General features: G+C 61.0%; 14 protein-coding genes. 4 read left to right on the top strand and 10 right to left on the bottom strand.

Annotated features, from left to right (window positions below; all coding sequences use genetic code 11):
* Positions 1 to 8: 8 nt before the first annotated feature.
* Positions 9 to 878, top strand: coding sequence for an NUDIX hydrolase (locus FHR98_RS15055; protein ID WP_183417558.1), 870 nt, complete (start codon positions 9 to 11; stop codon positions 876 to 878).
* On the opposite strand, the gene purD is transcribed toward FHR98_RS15055, so the two are convergent.
* The gene (gene purD, locus FHR98_RS15050) at positions 875 to 2,167 is read right to left on the bottom strand and encodes a phosphoribosylamine--glycine ligase (protein ID WP_183417557.1); all 1,293 of its coding nucleotides are present in this window, start codon (positions 2,165 to 2,167) and stop codon (positions 875 to 877) included. The genes FHR98_RS15055 and purD overlap by 4 nt on opposite strands.
* A gap of 87 nt (positions 2,168 to 2,254) precedes the next feature.
* On the opposite strand from purD, the gene xseA reads away from it, so the two are divergent.
* Positions 2,255 to 3,772, top strand: coding sequence for an exodeoxyribonuclease VII large subunit (xseA, locus tag FHR98_RS15045; RefSeq protein ID WP_183417556.1), 1,518 nt, complete (start codon positions 2,255 to 2,257; stop codon positions 3,770 to 3,772).
* Positions 3,769 to 4,593 carry a M23 family metallopeptidase gene (locus FHR98_RS15040; protein WP_183417555.1) on the top strand — a complete coding sequence of 275 codons (825 nt, stop codon included), beginning with the start codon at positions 3,769 to 3,771 and terminating at the stop codon, positions 4,591 to 4,593. Before xseA ends, FHR98_RS15040 begins: the two co-directional genes overlap by 4 nt.
* A 29-nt stretch (positions 4,594 to 4,622) precedes the next feature.
* Here the strand turns inward: FHR98_RS15040 and FHR98_RS15035 are convergent, their stop codons facing one another.
* The 7 genes from FHR98_RS15035 to FHR98_RS15005 all read right to left on the bottom strand — a co-directional run bounded on the left by FHR98_RS15035 (position 4,623) and on the right by FHR98_RS15005 (position 12,293).
* Positions 4,623 to 5,588, bottom strand: a complete 966-nt coding sequence (locus tag FHR98_RS15035) for a lysophospholipid acyltransferase family protein (protein WP_183417554.1) — start codon at positions 5,586 to 5,588, stop codon at positions 4,623 to 4,625.
* On the bottom strand, positions 5,585 to 6,565 hold the full coding sequence (lpxK, locus tag FHR98_RS15030; RefSeq protein ID WP_183417553.1) for a tetraacyldisaccharide 4'-kinase: 981 nt from the start codon (positions 6,563 to 6,565) through the stop codon (positions 5,585 to 5,587). Before lpxK ends, FHR98_RS15035 begins: the two co-directional genes overlap by 4 nt.
* On the bottom strand, positions 6,565 to 7,863 hold the full coding sequence (locus FHR98_RS15025; protein ID WP_183417552.1) for a 3-deoxy-D-manno-octulosonic acid transferase: 1,299 nt from the start codon (positions 7,861 to 7,863) through the stop codon (positions 6,565 to 6,567). The genes lpxK and FHR98_RS15025 overlap by 1 nt, the downstream gene beginning before the upstream one ends.
* Positions 7,863 to 8,570, bottom strand: a complete 708-nt coding sequence (locus FHR98_RS15020) for a lysophospholipid acyltransferase family protein (RefSeq protein WP_183417551.1) — start codon at positions 8,568 to 8,570, stop codon at positions 7,863 to 7,865. Before FHR98_RS15020 ends, FHR98_RS15025 begins: the two co-directional genes overlap by 1 nt.
* Complete coding sequence (locus FHR98_RS15015) at positions 8,567 to 10,384, bottom strand: ABC transporter ATP-binding protein (protein ID WP_221205924.1); 1,818 nt, start codon at positions 10,382 to 10,384, stop codon at positions 8,567 to 8,569. Before FHR98_RS15015 ends, FHR98_RS15020 begins: the two co-directional genes overlap by 4 nt.
* 62 nt (positions 10,385 to 10,446) lie before the next feature.
* Positions 10,447 to 11,451, bottom strand: a complete 1,005-nt coding sequence (locus FHR98_RS15010; protein WP_183417550.1) for a glycosyltransferase family 4 protein — start codon at positions 11,449 to 11,451, stop codon at positions 10,447 to 10,449.
* Positions 11,451 to 12,293, bottom strand: a complete 843-nt coding sequence (locus FHR98_RS15005) for a UDP-2,3-diacylglucosamine diphosphatase (protein WP_183417641.1) — start codon at positions 12,291 to 12,293, stop codon at positions 11,451 to 11,453. Before FHR98_RS15005 ends, FHR98_RS15010 begins: the two co-directional genes overlap by 1 nt.
* A 192-nt stretch (positions 12,294 to 12,485) precedes the next feature.
* On the opposite strand from FHR98_RS15005, the gene FHR98_RS15000 reads away from it, so the two are divergent.
* Complete coding sequence (locus FHR98_RS15000) at positions 12,486 to 13,412, top strand: diacylglycerol/lipid kinase family protein (RefSeq protein ID WP_183417549.1); 927 nt, start codon at positions 12,486 to 12,488, stop codon at positions 13,410 to 13,412.
* Between the two features lie 14 nt (positions 13,413 to 13,426).
* Here the strand turns inward: FHR98_RS15000 and FHR98_RS14995 are convergent, their stop codons facing one another.
* Both FHR98_RS14995 and FHR98_RS14990 read right to left on the bottom strand, forming a co-directional pair.
* Positions 13,427 to 14,779: a TldD/PmbA family protein gene (locus tag FHR98_RS14995; protein WP_183417548.1), complete on the bottom strand. Its 1,353-nt coding sequence runs from the start codon at positions 14,777 to 14,779 to the stop codon at positions 13,427 to 13,429.
* A gap of 67 nt (positions 14,780 to 14,846) precedes the next feature.
* Entirely contained in the window at positions 14,847 to 16,250 is a 1,404-nt protein-coding gene (locus tag FHR98_RS14990) for a M20 family metallopeptidase (protein ID WP_183417547.1), read from the bottom strand.
* Between the last annotated feature and the right edge of the window lies 1 nt (position 16,251).

Genomic DNA, 16,251 nt, shown 5'->3' with positions numbered 1-16,251 from the left:
CATTTCACATGTCTTTCCTCCACCACATTCAGATCTGTAACAGATGGCCCGCCGAGCGGTTTTTGCCGCTTTGCATCGCCGGTCAGCGGTTTGGCTGGGTGACACAGGCTTTTGCGGCTGTCCTGGAAGGATTCGGACCACCCTTTGCCTTGACGCAGGGCGCTGTTGTTTTTGGTGCGGAGCTACCAACGGCGGTTGAGCGTACGAAGGCTTTCGATGAATCCTTGGACGCCTTGGTTGAAAAAGCGGGTGCGCAGGCCGGGCACAACTTCCGCCGTCGCGGGGAACTCTATCCCGTTGTCCGCCGCTGGGGAGACGCGCCCGTGATGTTAATGGATCGCGGGGCCGTGGCTTCTTTTGGTATTCGCTCGTTCGGCGTCCACTTGAACGGTTTCGTGCGGGACAAATCGGGGCTATCCCTTTGGGTTGGCAAGCGGGCTCTGGATAAGGCCGTGGCGCCCGGCAAGCTTGATCACTTGGTCGCCGGAGGTCAGCCCTTCGACCTATCGTTGCGGGAAAACCTGATCAAGGAAGCCGGGGAAGAGGCCTCCTTGAGCCCGGAGGTTGCGGGTCGGGCCAAACCTGTAGGCGCGCTGAATTACCTTACCTATTGGGAGAACCAGATTCGCGACGATGTGCTTTTTGTCTACGACCTGGAATTGTCGGCGGGCATGGAGCCGCACCCGCGCGACGGCGAGATGCAGTACTTTGAGCTCTGGCCATTGGCGAAAGTTATGCGTTGTGTGGAGGAAACCGACGCCTTCAAATTCAACGTCAACTTGGTTCTGATCGACTTCTTCATCCGGCACGGTGCGCTTGATCCGGAGCGGCCTGACTACCTGGACATTCTGAGTGGGCTGCACAGCCCTCTCGACTAGCGCCCAATCTTTGCCTCGCGTTCAATGGCTCGCCAGCCGATGTCGCGGCGGCAGAAGCCTTCGGTCCAATCAATGCGATCGACCGCATCATAAGCGCGCTTTTGCGCCGCGCCGATACTGGAACCCAATGCGGTGACATTCAGCACTCGCCCGCCGTTCGCGAGGACTGCGCCATTGGTCCCGGCTTTGGTGCCCGCATGGAAAACCACTAGATCGGGGTCATCCTGAAGCGCATCGAGCCCGGATATGACGCTGCCTTTCTCATAACCGCCGGGATAGCCTTTTGCGGCCATGACCACAGTCAAGGCTGCGTTGTCGTGCCATCGCAGATCGACGTTTCGCAGTAGGCCGTCGCTACAGGCCATCAAGGCGGGAAGCAAGTCGCTTTTCAGGCGCAGCATCAACACCTGGCATTCCGGATCACCGAATCGAACGTTGTATTCCACCAGCTTCGGTCCTTCGTCCGTCAGCATCAGGCCCGCATAGAGCACACCCTTGTAAGGGCAGCCGCGGGCTTTCATGCCGTCAATCGTGGGGCGAATAATCTCGCGCATCACTTGGTCGGCGAGGGCCGGCGTCAGGGCCGGTGCTGGGGAGTAGGCCCCCATGCCGCCGGTGTTGGGCCCTTCGTCGCCATCGAACGCGCGCTTGTGGTCCTGGGCGGAGGCAAGTGGTAGTGCCGCTTCACCGTCCACAAGGACAAAGAAGCTGACCTCCTCACCTTCCATGAACGCCTCGATCACGACTTCTGCGCCCGCTTTACCGAAGGCCTCCTCGCTGAGGATGGCACGGGTTGCGGTTTCGGCTTCTTCGAGTGTTTGGGCAACGACAACGCCCTTACCGGCCGCCAATCCGTCGGCCTTGATCACGATCGGCGCCCCCTGCGCGCGCACAAAGGCCAGAGCTTCCTCAAGATCGCTGAAACGGCCGTACTTTGCCGTGGGTATCCCGAATTCACGGCAGATATCCTTCATGAAGCCCTTGGACCCCTCGAGTTGCGCCGCAGCCGCGCTGGGTCCAAAGGACTTGATGCCTGCGGCTTTCAGGCTATCGGTCAGGCCTTTGCACAAGGCAACCTCCGGGCCAACCACGACGAAATCGACCTTGCGGTCGCGGGCAAGCGCAGTCAGGGCTTCCACGTCCTCGGCGTCGACGGGAACGCATTCGGCATGGCGAGCAATACCTGCATTGCCGGGCGCGCAGATCAACTCCTGCACCAGTGGCGAGTTTTCCAGCGCCCAGCAAAGTGCATGTTCGCGTCCACCGCCGCCGACGACCAGAATTCTCATTGCTTGCTTCCTCGCTCTTACGTTTCGTATCTCATTGTCTCGCGACTGGCATCCGCTGCGCCGCTCTTGTAGCATGGCTGCGAAACCATGAGTGACTTATCCGACCAGGCGTCTCCTTTGTCCAGTAACCTCCCGGAATTTTCCGTATCGGAGTTGTCCCAGGCCGTAAAAAAGGTCGTCGAGGGCACCTTTGAGCATGTCCGCGTCCGTGGCGAGATTTCACGCCCGAGCTTTCCGGCTTCCGGGCATTGCTATTTTCGCCTGAAAGACGAGAACGCGGTGCTGGATGCCGTTTGTTGGCGCGGCGTTCTTGGGCGCTTGTCCGTACGTCCGGAGGATGGTTTGGAGGTCGTGGCGACGGGCCGCATGACCACCTATCCCGGCAAGTCCTCCTATCAGTTGGTCATAGATCAAATCGAGGTGGCCGGTGAAGGCGCGCTTTTAAAGCTGCTGGAAGAGCGCAAGCGCAAACTCGCCGCCGAAGGGCTTTTCGCCGAGGAGCGCAAGCGACGGCTGCCTTATTTGCCCAATGTAATCGGCGTCGTTACCTCGCCCAGTGGTGCCGTCATTCGCGATATTCTCCACCGATTGCATGACCGCTTTCCCAGCCATGTCCTGGTCTGGCCGGTTCCGGTTCAGGGGGAAACGGCGGCGCCTTTGATTGCCGCGGCGATCGAGGGTTTCAACAAGCTGCGGCCCGGCGGCGCGCTGCCACGGCCCGATTTGCTGATTGTGGCCCGGGGCGGCGGGTCCCTGGAGGACCTCTGGGCCTTCAACGAGGAAATCGTTGTGCGGGCCGCCGCCGAGTCGGCGATCCCGTTGATCGCTGCGGTTGGGCATGAAACCGACACCACGCTGATCGACCATGCGGCCGACCGGCGGGCGCCAACACCGACGGCGGCTGCGGAGATGGCGGTACCGGTGCGCAGCGACCTGATCGAGCAGGTGGCTGCCCTGGAGTCCCGGATGCTGGCGGCCGGGAGCCGCGGGTTGCGCCAAAGGCGGGAATTCCTGGATGGCCTGGGGCGTGGCTTGGTGCACCCGGGCCGGATGTTGGAGGAGCGCAGCCAGCGGCTCGATGATATGGGCGAGCGCCTGGGCCGCGCCCTGCTTGGTTCCCTGGAACGCCGTGCCGGCGTTTTGCGGGAATGGAGCGCACGCCTACCGCATCCCCGCCAGCAATTGAGCCAGGCGGCGCGCGAGGTTGCGGACTGGCACAAGCGCCTGGCCCGCTTGCAGTATAGGCTGACGGAACCGCATGAGCGCGCGCTTGCGCAGCTCGATCCAGGACGGCGGATCAACCGAGCCTGGAGTCTGCGCGTTCAGGATACCAGGCAAAAGCTCGACAGTTTCGGGCGGTTACTTGAGAGCTACTCCTATCGCAACGTACTGCAGCGTGGCTTCGCGGTGCTGCGCGCCGGGGGTAAGGTCGTGACCGATGCGGCAAGTGTTGGCAGCGGCATGGCATTGGACATAGAAATGCGCGACGGGCGTTTGCAAGCCATGACGGTCGGTAGCGGCAGCGGTGGAACGCCGGACAAGACGCCGACCAAGAGTAGCCGGAAGAAGCCGAGGAACGAAGACGATCAGGGAACCTTGCTATGAAGCTCACCAGCTTGCTGATCGGGTTTGGTTTGCTGGCGTCCGCGGCCCTGGCACAGGCCCTGGAGCCGCCGATCCTTGAGGGCGACGCCACCCAGGGCGGTTTGATACGGGGCCGGACCGCACCGGGCAACGAGGTGTTTCTCGATGACCGCAAACTCAGGGTTTCTTCGGACGGACGATTTGTATTCGGTTTTCATCGGGACGCCCCTGGTCAGGCTATTCTAACGCTGCGTGAACCGGGCGGCGCTGGATTGATGGTACCTATCACGGTTGCTCAGCGCACCTACGACATACAACGCATCGACGGTCTCCCCAACAACATGGTGACACCGCCACAGGACCTACTGGATCGGTTGGAGCGCGAGCGCGCCGAGGTCTATGAGGCGCGTAGCCGGGATCGGGATCTGCCCTTCGCGCTGGGTGATTTCATTTGGCCTGCCACGGGGCCCATCAGCGGCGTCTACGGCTCGCAGCGGATTCTCAACGGCCAACCAAAGCAGCCACACTACGGCGTCGATGTCGCGCGGCCGGAAGGCACGCCGGTGGTGGCGCCCGCCGGAGGTGTCGTGACCTTGGCGGTAACCGATCACTACTATACCGGCGGTACAATCATCATCGATCACGGTTTTGGTCTGACCTCGGCTTTTTTGCACCTGAGCGAGGTCGTGGTCGAAAAGGGGCAGGAAGTCTCTCAAGGTGATCTGATCGGCCGCATCGGGGCAACCGGACGTGTCACCGGTGCGCATCTGGATTGGCGGATGAACTGGTTCGAGGAGCGGGTCGACCCGATGCTCGTCGTCGGGCCCATGCCACAGCAGTAAGTGGCCTGAGGTTCGACGAGGGATCTGCGTTAAAGCCCGGCTTGAGCATATACCTCTTCGCTCCAACGTCGATGCAACCAGAACCAGTTTTCGGGCCGGCGTCGGATTTCCGTACCCAGTCGTTGATTGATCTCTCCCACCAATCGGGCGATTTCCTGATGCCGGTCGACGGTCTGCTCGCTCCAGATCAAGTCGGATAGGGTCATTATGAAATGCGCCCCTCGCTTGCGTTCCATGGTGGCAACGACCAGCGGGCAGTCAAACCGCAATGCCAGTTGTGCGGCGGCTGTCGGCGTTTGCGCGGGGTGCCCCAGGAAATCGGCGGTGATGCCGCGATTCATCCGCTGGTCTACCAGCATGGTGAGGCAGAAATTCCGTTCCAGATAAGCAATCAGGCTGCGCGCGCCTTGGTGTCCTTTCCCGACTCGCTCGCCGCCACCGACCTTGCGGAAATGCTCGAGCGCATCGCGGATCATCGGGTTGTTGGGGTCGCGTACCACAGTGGCGGTTCGGACAAGTTCCCGCGCGCCGCGAACGTGCATGGCTTCGAAGTTGGCGAAATGCCCGGAAACGACAATCGCCGGTCGTCCGCTTTTGACGTGATCCGTAACGGGGCCGCTGTTGCGTAATTCAAGGCGTCCGCTTCGCGGGTCCGTAATCTCTGCAAGATGCGGGTATTCAGCTCCGAGACGACCAAGATTGTCCCACACCGCGCGCGTGATGCGCCGACGCTCGCTGTCCGGCATGTCGGGAAAGACCAGCCGCAGATTGCGGGCGGCGCGCTCACTGGCGTTGCTGTAGGGACCGAGTGTGCGTCCTAGGAACCCTCCTAGGGCAGAGGCGACATCGAGCGGCAAGAGGCGCATCAACCCCATCGAAAGCCGGAAAGCGGTTACCTCTAAGGCATGCTGCAACAGACGCAAGGCTCCCCGTCGTCCGGACACAGGCGACTTCGAGAGTTTTGACCCCGTCGGATTTACTTTTGTTGGCGTCATTGCCCGTCCAGAATTCTGTCGAGGAGCGCGTCGATCTCAGCCTCTTGCTGCCAGATGAAAGCGGCCGGAACCGCCAGTACCCTCTCGGCTAGTTCCGGGTCGAGGCGTTGCCGGTCTTTTTCGGTGGTAACCGCCAATGCGTCAAGGTCAGCGGCCTTGGACAGGATCAGTGCAAGGTCGGCCGCCCGGTAGGGATGATGATCTGGAAAAGCGACGGCGCTTACCAATTCGGCCCCAATCCGGCGAAGCCCATCGAAGAATTTTTTAGGTCGACCGATTCCGGCGAAAGCGATGACCCTCAGACCCTTGAGATCAAGCGGCTTGTTCAAGGTTCGAATCGCAGCCTTGAAAAGTGGGAGTGAGGTGCCGCTCAGTTCATCCGGCAGACCGCCGCTGTCTCCGACCAGGATAACAGCATCACAGCGGGCAAGGGCGGCGCCAGGTGCCTCGCGTAAAGGTCCAGCGGGGAACAAGCGGCCGTTTCCCAGCCCATAATCGGCGTCGATGACCAGAAGTGACGCAGTTTTCTTGAGACCTGGATTTTGGAAGCCGTCGTCCATGACGATGATATCAGCTTCCTGTTGCCTTGCGAGTAGCGCGCCGGCCACCCGGTCGCCCGAGACGATGGTGGGCGCGTGGCTCGCCAGGAGCCGCGCCTCGTCGCCGACTTGCCGCCAATCATGCCGCGCAGGATCGACGAGCAATGGACCGGATCGCTTGCCGCCGTAACCGCGCGTCAATGCGAAAGGCTTCAAGCCGCGTGCTTGCAGCCTGACCAGGAGGTCGATAGCGAGCGGGGTCTTCCCCGCGCCGCCGACCTCCAGGTTCCCGATGCAAATAACCGGTAAGCCACAGTCGATTGGTTCTGTCCTTCTCCAGCGAGAGGTGGCGATGGCGCCGTATGCCCAGGCAACGGGCAGCAACGCGCTGGAGATCGCACCCCTGGACTGCCAAAACCGTGGTGCACGCAGGGACATCAGGCCTCCGGCTGTGAAGGGGTTGCCTGCGCCAGTGGTCTGAGCAATGGCTCCAATTCAGTGAGAAGGCGACCAAGCACTTTTGCCTCCTCCCTGGCCAGAGCGCTGGCTGCATCGGCCATCTTGGCGCTTTCACTTTCGTCCTGCAGCAGCACTTTCAAGCGCGCGCTTAGCTCGCCAGCGTCGCGAACCTCAAGCGCGCCGCCGCAGGCGTCGAGAGCCCTGGCAATCATTGCGAAGTTCCAGCAGTTCGGACCATGGAGCAGGGCGGAGTCCAGTCGGGCGGGCTCGAGCATGTTCTGCCCACCTCTGGGGATCAAGCTGCCGCCGACGAATACAATCCGGCAGAGGCGATAGAAAAGGCCCAGTTCGCCAATGGTATCTGCGAGATAAATGGCAGTTTCAGTTGTCGGAACCTCGCCACGACTGCGTCGTGCCACCGCCAAGTTCTGGCGGTCGAGCGCTTCGGCGATACTGTCGGCGCGCGACGGGTGTCGCGGCACAATGATCGTCATAAGCCTGGGGAGGTCCCGCAGCAGCGCCTGGTGCACTTGAGCCACTATCTCCTCCTCACCCTGGTGGGTCGAGGCGGCAAGCCAGATGGGTCGATCGCCGATGGCGGCTTTCAATCCTGCCAGTTCAGCCGGGTCGAAGGGCAGCGGGTCGGCCGCGTACTTTACATTGCCGACGACCTTGACGCGTGCTGCGCCAAGTGACTTCAGACGGTCGCCTTGGGCCTCGTCTTGGGCCAGACAAAGTTGAAAACCCTCGAGTACTGGTCGCAACGCCCCCGGCAGAAGTCGCCACAACCTCGCAGAGCGCTCCGAAACACGGGCATTCAACATCATCATCGGCATGCCTGCATGGCGACATTCGATGAGGATATTCGGCCAAAGGTCCGATTCGATCCAAAGCGCGGCGTCAGGCCGCCAATGCACAAGAAAGTTCCGCACCCACGGCAAGCGGTCGATAGGTGCGTACTGATGTATGACTTCCGCAGGCAAACGGTCGGCCATGATGCGGGCCGAACTGACGGTGCCGGTGGTCATGATCATCCCCAGATTGGGATACAACGCACGGATCGAACGGATCAGCGTCAGGACGGATTGCGCTTCGCCGATGCTCACGGCATGAAGCCAAAGAAGCGGTCCCGCAGGGCGCGGTAAACCCGGCTTCCCCTTGCGTTCGGAGAATCGCAAGGGATCTTCGCGACCCCTGGCAAGGCGCCGGCGAAGGATGCCGCGGATAATGGGCGCGCCGAGTTCAGTCAGAATGCGGTAAAGCGACGTCCAGTCCATCAGCGCGGGTCAACTCCTTGAGAAGGGGGCGCCGGGTCATGGCCGAGCGCGGCATCCGCTTCTGCGGTCAGCATGTTCAAGTTTGTTTCCAAATCAAGACGATATCTCTCAAGGTCTGCGTCGCTCGCGTTTCGCGGCACCTCGATCGGCGCCCCCCAGGCAATATAGGCTCGTGCAAAGGGCAGCGGTAACAAGAAGCGGTCCCACGAGGTGAAACGATGGCCGAAGCGGGCGCTGGCCGACAGAGGTACGATGGGTGCGCCGGTAAGCTGTGCCAGCTTGATGGCGCCGATCTTGGCTTGCTGGATCGGCCCTCTTGGGCCATCGGGCGTAATTGCGACGATCCGCCCTTTGCCGCCGACTGCCTGCAATAGTGCCCGCAGACCCTTGACACCGTCCCGGTTGCTCGATCCGTAATGCGGTTTGCACCCGAGGCGCGCCAGGGCGCGCGATAGCAGCAGGCCATCGCGGTGCGGCGATACCAGAAAATCAACAGCTTCCGGCGGAACTTGTCTCTGTCCAACGAGGGAGAGCAGGCGCCCATGCCAGAAACACCCGATTACGGGTCCCGGCCTAGTCAGAACTTTACGGGTTTCCTCAGGCACATGCTCTTCGCTTCGCAGGGAGGCTCGCAGCAAGCGCACGAGCATTCCGGCGCACCAGCCTGCCGCGGTTTGCATTTGCCGATTGTCGAGCAAGACCTTCATGAGCGATCACTGTTCCCGCTCGCTTCGGCGAACTGTGCTCGGTAGAGCTGTGCATAGCTTCCGCCTTTCGCGAGCAGCGCCTCGTGATGACCGCGCTCCACGACCCGGCCGGCGTCCAGCACGACGATTTGGTCGGCGCCGATGACGGTTGAAAGACGATGGGCGATCACCAGGGTTGTGCGGCCTTTCATCAAACTCTCAAGCGCTTCCTGCACGGCACGTTCGGTTTCGCTATCCAAAGCCGAGGTCGCTTCGTCCAACAACAGGATCGGTGCGTTCTTCAATAACGCGCGGGCGATGGCAATCCGTTGCCTTTGACCGCCCGACAGCTTGGCCCCGCGTGGGCCGATCAACGTATCGTAACCATCGGGCAAGGCTTCAATGAAATCCGTGGCGCCCGCCGCTGCCGCCGCCGCTGTGATCTGTTCGGGGGTGGCGTCGGGACTGCCGTAGGCAATGTTCATGCCGACGGTGTCGTCAAACAGCACGATCTCTTGACTGACCAGGGCGATGTTCTTGCGTAGGGAGGCAAGCTGAACGTCTCGAATGTTCTGTCCGTCGATCAGAACCTGCCCGGAATCGGGATCGTAGAACCTCGGTATTAGGTTGAGGATCGTTGATTTCCCGGCCCCCGAGGATCCGACAAGTGCGACGCGCGAGCCCCCTGGTATCTCAAGAGACAGATCGGTCAGAGCCGATTGGCCGGGGTGGTATCCGAAGCTTACATCCCGGAAGGCGATGGCGCCCTGATCCAACCGCAGCGGCTTGGCCTCATTGCGGTCGCGGATTTCCGGCTGGCGGTCGAGGATATCGAAAATACGTTCCGCCGCGGCGAGCCCCTCCTGCAGCTTGGAGTTCAGCCGGGCAAGGCGCTTGACCGGCTCGTAGGCCAGCAGCAGGGCAAATATGAAGGCAAAAAAGCTACCAGGCGTGCGGTCGCCGTCGATGACCGTATAGCCGCCGTAGAGTAAGACCGCGACGATGGCCAGACCGCCCAGCATCTCCATGATCGGATGCAACAGGTTTCGCGTCTGCTCGGCCTTGAGATTGAGGCGGTAGACCTCGTCGATGGCGGCACCGGCACGGGCCTCCTCGTAGCGTTCCATGCCGTAAGCCTTGACGTGCCGGATGCCTTGGAAGGTTTCGTCCAACAGACTGGAAAGACGACCCACTTCGGTTTGCGACCGCCTGGAAACCTTCCGCATCCGCCTGCCGATCCGCACGATAGGGAAGATCGCCAAGGGGAAAGCGAAAAAAGCGATACTGGCGAGAAGCCAGTCCTCGTAAAACATGACGGCGACCAAGGCAGCAGCGGTCAGAAGGTCCTTGCCGACGCCGGTGACCGATTGCGTGACGGCCGTGCGCAACAAGGTCACATCATTGATGAATCGCGAGATCAGGCTGCCCGGCGCGGTTTCGTTGTAAAACGCCAGATCCGCGCCGACCAAGCGGCCATAAAGCTGCTTTTGCAGGGCCGCGACAATGCTCAGGCCAACCTTGTTCATCAAGACCGCTTCGCCATAGCTGGCCAAACCTTTGATGGCAAAGACGGCCAGCGTGAACCCCGCAATTGGAAGCAGCAGATCCGAGTCCTGGTGTAGGAAGATTTCGTCAACAATGGGTTTGATGAGCTGCGTGAAAGCAGCGGTAGTAACGGCGACCAATCCCATGCAAACGAAACCGACAGCCAGACGCCCGATCTGGTCATGCAGATAGCCGCGCAGCAGCCGTGCAATCAAACGTTTGCTATGTTCCGGTCGCGCCCCCCGCAGTCTACCTTGGGGACACGCCGCACTATCCGATTGTTCTGTCACTCGCAACCCCGCGCCAAGCTCCCCTCAGCAAGGCGGACAATAACACGGGCTCGGGTGATTCCCTAGGCCGTGGCTTGGGGTTTCAGATTACTGATGAATTGTTCGGTGCAGGTCTGCCAGGAGAAGTCTTTGGCGTGGTTGAGGCAGTCATCTTTCGAAACATCGAGCGCTTTGATGCAGGCAGTGCGCAAGTCCTCATCCAGTATTCCGGCAGGGCTGTCCCCGACGACATCCAATGGGCCGGGTACCGGATAAGCGGCGATCGGCAGACCGCACGCGAGCGCTTCGAGGAGAACTAAGCCGAAAGTATCGGTTCGACTGGGAAAAACAAACACATCGCCGAGCGCATAGTGGCGGGCAAGGTCCTCGCCCTCCTTAGCGCCGAGGAAATGAGCTCCGGGAAAACGTCGCTCAAGAGTCGCCCGGTGAGGGCCGTCGCCGATGACAACCTTGCTGCCGGGGAGGTCAAGGCGGAGGAAGGCCTCCAAATTCTTTTCCACCGAGACACGGCCCACCGAGAGAAAGACGGGCCTTGGAAATTCGATATCAGGTGGCGGAAGCGGCCGGAAAAGCGAGCTGTCGACGCCGCGAGTCCAGGGCTGAACCCGTGTGAAACCGCGCTCGGTCAGCTCCTGTCTCAGGCTTGCGGTAGCGACCATGGTTCCGACGCCGCTGTTGTGAAACCTGCGTACGAAGCCGTAGACCCAGTCGAGCGGTACAGGAAGGCGCTCGGCGAAATATTCTGGAAACCGCGTGTGATATGAGGTGGTGAAAGGTAGCTTGTTTCTCAGACAGTAGCGCCGTGCCGCCAAGCCCAAAGGCCCCTCGGTCGCGATATGAATCGCCTCCGGCGCGAACCGGGCAATATGACGTCCGACCTGGCGGCGAGGGAAGATCGCAAGCCGTATCTCCGGGTAAGTAGGACAAGGTAAGGTTCTGAACTGGCCTGGATGTATTACCTCCACATCGTGCCCCAGTTCCAGCAACTCCTTTTGCAGGCGCTGTAATGTTCGGACGACGCCATTGATCTGCGGATACCAGGCATCGCTGATAATGAGGAGGCGCATCAGGCGGCAAGCTCCGTGTCGTGGTCCGGTGGTGACGGATCGACCCGACGTTCAAGCATCGAAAAGTTACGCTGTTCGGCCCAGGCTATGATCTCCAAGCGACCATCATGGTGTTCCACAAGTGCCGTGCAGCTTTCGACCCAGTCTCCATCGTTGATGTAGAGGATATCACCGATAGTCCGCATCTCAGCCTTGTGGATGTGGCCGCAAACAACGCCATCGACGCCGCGCCTCCGCGCTTCTTGCGCGACGGCACGCTCGAAGCTATCGACGAACTTCACGGCGTTTTTTACCTTGTTCTTCAGATAAGCCGACAGCGACCAATATCCGAGGCCCAGTTTCCGGCGTGCGAAGTTGAACCAGGTGTTGACGGTCAGGGCCAGCGTGTATGCGCTGTCACCCAGTAGCGCCAACCAGCGCGCGTAGCGTACCACACCGTCGAAGGCATCGCCGTGCATTACGAGTAGGCGCTTGCCGTCGGCGGTGGTGTGGATCATGTCCTGCGCCACGACGACTCCGCCAAAATGGACACCGATATACTGTCGCAGCGCCTCGTCGTGATTGCCCGGCACATACACGAGCTTTGCCCCTTTTCGTGCCTTGCGGAGTAACTTCTGCACCACATCGTTATGGCTTTGCGGCCAGTACCAAGAGCGTTTCAGCCGCCAGCCATCGATGATATCGCCGACTAGATAAATAATTTCCGCATCATTGTGCTTCAGGAAGTCGAGCAGATATTCCGCTTGGCAACCACGCGTGCCGAGGTGAATATCAGAAAGGAAAATGGTGCGATATTGACGTGACTTGGTCGGATTGTCAGGTTCGCTGCGGGTTGCAACCATGCCTCTTTCGGACCCTTTCCTCTTGTTCAGTCGGGTGGCCATGCCCTTCCTGCCGCTTATCAGGAAAGTATTGTCATACGTCAATTTTATTGAGCTGAAATCGAGGAAACTTCACCCCGTTGACTTTGAAATGAAACAGAAATGACATGAAGGATTTATTAGTAATCAGCAGGTTTTTTAAAGGAATCTATATTGTCGAAAAGCTTCAAGGCGAGCACTACTCGTGTCCTGCCCGTTATCTACAATCCCTCTGCCGGCCAGCGCCACGGTCGGCGACTTTCGTCAGTCCTCGCCGCACTTGAACAGCTTGGTTGGCGGGTCGAACTGCGAACGACTGCAGGCCCTGGGGATGCAGAACGCCTGGCGCTCGAAGCGCTTGCCAGCGGTGTCGTTCGCCTTGCGGTCGCCGGTGGTGACGGCACAGTGCATGAGGTGGTGAACGGTCTGGCGGCATCAGGCATAACCAACGCCGGGCCGCAGATAGGTATCATTCCGCTTGGAACGGCAAACGTTCTGGCGGCTGAAATCGGTCTGCCGCGAACCGCCGCCGGTATCGCCGCTTGTCTTGTGGAAGGTGGCATTCGCGAGGTGCGTTTGGGCGAGGTTCGTTTTGGGAACAGCGGACAGCGTTATTTTATTCTGATGGCGGGCGTAGGGTTCGATGCCGAGGTTGTAGCGCGGGTTTCCAGCGATTTGAAGCGCAGGTTGGGAAAGGGTGCCTATGTGTGGGAATCGCTGCGGCTTGCTTTTCGATATGCTTACCCAGCTTTCTCCGTTGTCCGTGACGGGAAGGTGGAAACGGCACATGCCATCATCGCGGCTCGGTCTTCAAGATACGGCGGTCATTATTTGCTCACCCCCGCAGCGGGTCTCTCGGCACCGAAACTTCAAGCGTGCCTCTTTACCCGCCGTGGCCCCATGGCGGTGCTAAGCTATGGGGCGGCTTTGTTGGCGGGAAAGCTATTCCGGCGCAGCGATCTCAAGGTCATCGCGTTCGATGAATTACGTGTAACCAGCCCGATCGGTCAACCAGTACAGGCTGACGGCGACAGTATCGGCATGACACCGGTCAGCGTCAGCCTTTCAGAGCACAGAGTGCGCCTTACGGTGCCGGCCTGACGGTGACGCCAAGGTCACGCGCCGCCGCCGGCAACCGTTGCTCCGTCGATCCGTAGCGTTGGGGTATTGGCTCCATAGCGAAACACGAGATCGTCGGCGGGAGTCAGCTTCGCAAACATGTCCTTCAGGTTACCGGCAACCGTGGCTTCGCTGACCGGGTAGGCAATCTCACCGTTTTCAATCCAAAAGCCGGCTGCGCCTCGGCTGTAATCGCCGGTCACGCCGTTGACGCCCGTTCCCATCATCTCGGTGACGTAGAAACCCTGCTTTATCTCACCGATCAAACTGTCGCGGGTAATCTTGCCGGGCGCCAAATAGAGGTTTGTGGAGGAGGGGTGTGGCGGCCCTCCAGTCCCGCGCGAAGCGTGGCCGCTGCTTTCAAGGCCCAGTTGCCGTGCGGTGGAAAGGTCGAGCAACCAGGTCGTCAGGCGACCGTTCTCGATGAGGTTATGCTTGCGATTGGCTAGCCCTTCGGCGTCGAAAGGCTTGGACGCAAGGCCGCGCGGGCGGTGCGGGTCATCAATGATGTTGATCCCATCGGCGAAAACCATCTCGCCAAGCTTGTCCTTGAGAAAGGAGGTGCCGCGGGCGATTGCCGCGCCGTTGATGGCGCCCGCGAAATGGCGCAACAGGCTGTTGCCGACCCGTGGATCGAATACCACCGGGTAGCGACCGGTTTTAGGGCGTCGTGCGCCCAGACGCCGCACTGCCTGCTCGCCGGCCTCGCGCCCAACCTCGGCAGGGTCGCGCAGGTCGCCGCCGTAAACGGCCTGACTGAAAGCATAGTCGCGCTCCATCGATACACCTTCGCCTGCCAGGACCGACACGCCGTAGGAATGGGAGGAACGCTCGTAGGCTCCGGAAAAGCCGTTGGAACCGGCGAGAACGACGAAACTTTGTCCCCATCCGGCTTCCGCGCCCTCGGAGTTCGTGACGCCCTTGACCGCGCGGGCCGCTTCCTCCGCGGCGCGTGCCAGCTCGATCAGCCGTTCAGGCGCCGGCTCCTGGGGATCGAGGGAATCGATATCAGGGCGCTGGGTGACCAGCTGCGCCGGTTCAGCTAAACCGCAATAGGGGTCGTCGGGCACCACCTTGGCCATCGCAACCGCGCGTTCCACAAGTTGATCGAGCGTTGCCGAGTCGAAGTCGTTTGACGAAACGACCGCCTGTTTTTTGCCAATCAGAACGCGCAATCCCAGGTCCTGTTCCTCGGAACGCTCCAGCTTTTCAACCTCACCCAGTCGCTGGGCGTGAGACAGGCTGGTCGATTGGGCGAGCAGGGCATCTACCTGCTCCGCGCCGGCTTTCTTGGCCTTGGCAATAACGCTGTCAAGCAACGCCAGTGCGTCGTCTTTGCTGATCGGCATAATTCATCCCTAAGATTATGTACCTCAGGGATATAGCGGCCCGGGCCCGTCAGTGAAAGGGGGCTTTCTATTCTCTGCCGGTCAGGGCCGTCGCATCGGCCTCGCCAAGGTCCCACCAGAGGCCCGCCATGATGCCCAACGCCTCACGCAGGACCGGTGCAAGTACGTGCTCGTTTGGCGCGTGCTGGGAGCAGGCTGCATAGGAATGCGGAACCCAGACGGTGGGCAATCCCAGAGCCTCCATGAAACAGTCGTTGGGAATTGAGCCGCCAAGGTTTGGCAATACCGCCGGGGGCCGCCCGGTCGTCGACCTCAGCGAGGATGCCGCCCAACGCATCAGGGGATGATCCGGGTCCATGCGGGTAGCGGGCATCACGGTTTCGGGGGCGGCCTCGACTTTCACACGCTCGAAACCCTCCCGGTTCAGGTGCCGCTCTATCGCGGGCAGTGCGCCCCGCCAATCGCAGTCCGCGACAAAACGGAGTTGGCAGGCCGCCGATGCCTTGCCGGGTATTGCATTGACGGGGTGGTGCGGCGTTCCGGTTTCGTAAGCCAAGACCTCCAGGGCGTTATAGGCAATGACGCGCTCAATCGGGGTAGTCCCCGGTTCGCCCCAATTGGTATCCGGCTCCAAGCCACCCTCGACTCCGGGAAGCGGCAGGCCCCAGAGGGCTCCACGGATCGCTTCGCCAGGCTCGATACGCAGCTCCGGAACGCGAATCTCACCCTGGGGGCCGATCAAACTGGCGATCGCGTTGGCAAGGATGGTGCCGGGATTGGCCAGCAGACCGCCCCAGTTGCCGCTATGGTGCGCGCCTTCGCGCAGATCGCAGTGCAGGAAGAAGTTAAGGGCGCCGCGCGAGCCGCCGAAGAGGGTTGGCAGGTCCGGGCGCACGCGCGGGCCATCGGACGCTATGAAGATGTCGGAAGCCAACCGATCGGCTTCGGCTTCGCAAAAGGCCCTGAGCCCGGGCGAACCAACCTCCTCGCCGGATTCCAGCAAGACTTTGACGTTGAAGCCGAGATGGCCGCCGCGCAATGCGAGCACGGCCTTCAGTGCTGCCAGATTGAGGCTGTGCTGTGCCTTGTTGTCCGCGGTGCCACGACCATACAGCCGCTCACCCTCGCAGGTCAGTGTCCAGGGGTCACGCCCGCCCGCCCATCGTCCTTCCATGCCCCGCACGGTATCGCAGTGCCCATAGGTCAGCACCGTCGGCAGCGCCGGATCCTCGATCCGTTCGGCGGTCAAAAAAGGAACCTCAGCCATCGCCGGGTTCTCGTGTATGCGCCAGGTAAATCCCATCGCCTCCAGGTAAGGACCCATCTCCTCGCGCACATAGGCCGCCAAGGCCCAACGCTTGTCTTCCTCCTGGCTGGTCGAGGGAATGGCGATACGCTTGGCGAGCAGGGCTGTGAACTCTCCACTGTCGAAGAGCCGATGGCTTGCGTCGATGGCATCTTTGCGCGTCACT

It is taken from the genome of Limibacillus halophilus (assembly GCF_014191775.1).
Classification (GTDB): Bacteria; Pseudomonadota; Alphaproteobacteria; order Kiloniellales; family CECT-8803; genus Limibacillus; species Limibacillus halophilus.
This window is presented reverse-complemented; position numbering and strand designations above follow the sequence as displayed.

Excerpts from the sequence above, each read along its gene's own strand:
- FHR98_RS15055 (WP_183417558.1), top strand. The coding sequence starts at position 9 with ATGTCTTTCCTCCACCACATTCAGATCTGTAACAGATGGCCCGCCGAG.
- purD (WP_183417557.1), bottom strand. The coding sequence starts at position 2,167 with ATGAGAATTCTGGTCGTCGGCGGCGGTGGACGCGAACATGCACTTTGC.
- xseA (WP_183417556.1), top strand. The coding sequence starts at position 2,255 with ATGAGTGACTTATCCGACCAGGCGTCTCCTTTGTCCAGTAACCTCCCG.
- FHR98_RS15040 (WP_183417555.1), top strand. The coding sequence starts at position 3,769 with ATGAAGCTCACCAGCTTGCTGATCGGGTTTGGTTTGCTGGCGTCCGCG.
- FHR98_RS15035 (WP_183417554.1), bottom strand. The coding sequence starts at position 5,588 with ATGACGCCAACAAAAGTAAATCCGACGGGGTCAAAACTCTCGAAGTCG.
- lpxK (WP_183417553.1), bottom strand. The coding sequence starts at position 6,565 with ATGTCCCTGCGTGCACCACGGTTTTGGCAGTCCAGGGGTGCGATCTCC.
- FHR98_RS15025 (WP_183417552.1), bottom strand. The coding sequence starts at position 7,863 with ATGGACTGGACGTCGCTTTACCGCATTCTGACTGAACTCGGCGCGCCC.
- FHR98_RS15020 (WP_183417551.1), bottom strand. The coding sequence starts at position 8,570 with ATGAAGGTCTTGCTCGACAATCGGCAAATGCAAACCGCGGCAGGCTGG.
- FHR98_RS15010 (WP_183417550.1), bottom strand. The coding sequence starts at position 11,451 with ATGCGCCTCCTCATTATCAGCGATGCCTGGTATCCGCAGATCAATGGC.
- FHR98_RS15005 (WP_183417641.1), bottom strand. The coding sequence starts at position 12,293 with ATGGTTGCAACCCGCAGCGAACCTGACAATCCGACCAAGTCACGTCAA.
- FHR98_RS14995 (WP_183417548.1), bottom strand. The coding sequence starts at position 14,779 with ATGCCGATCAGCAAAGACGACGCACTGGCGTTGCTTGACAGCGTTATT.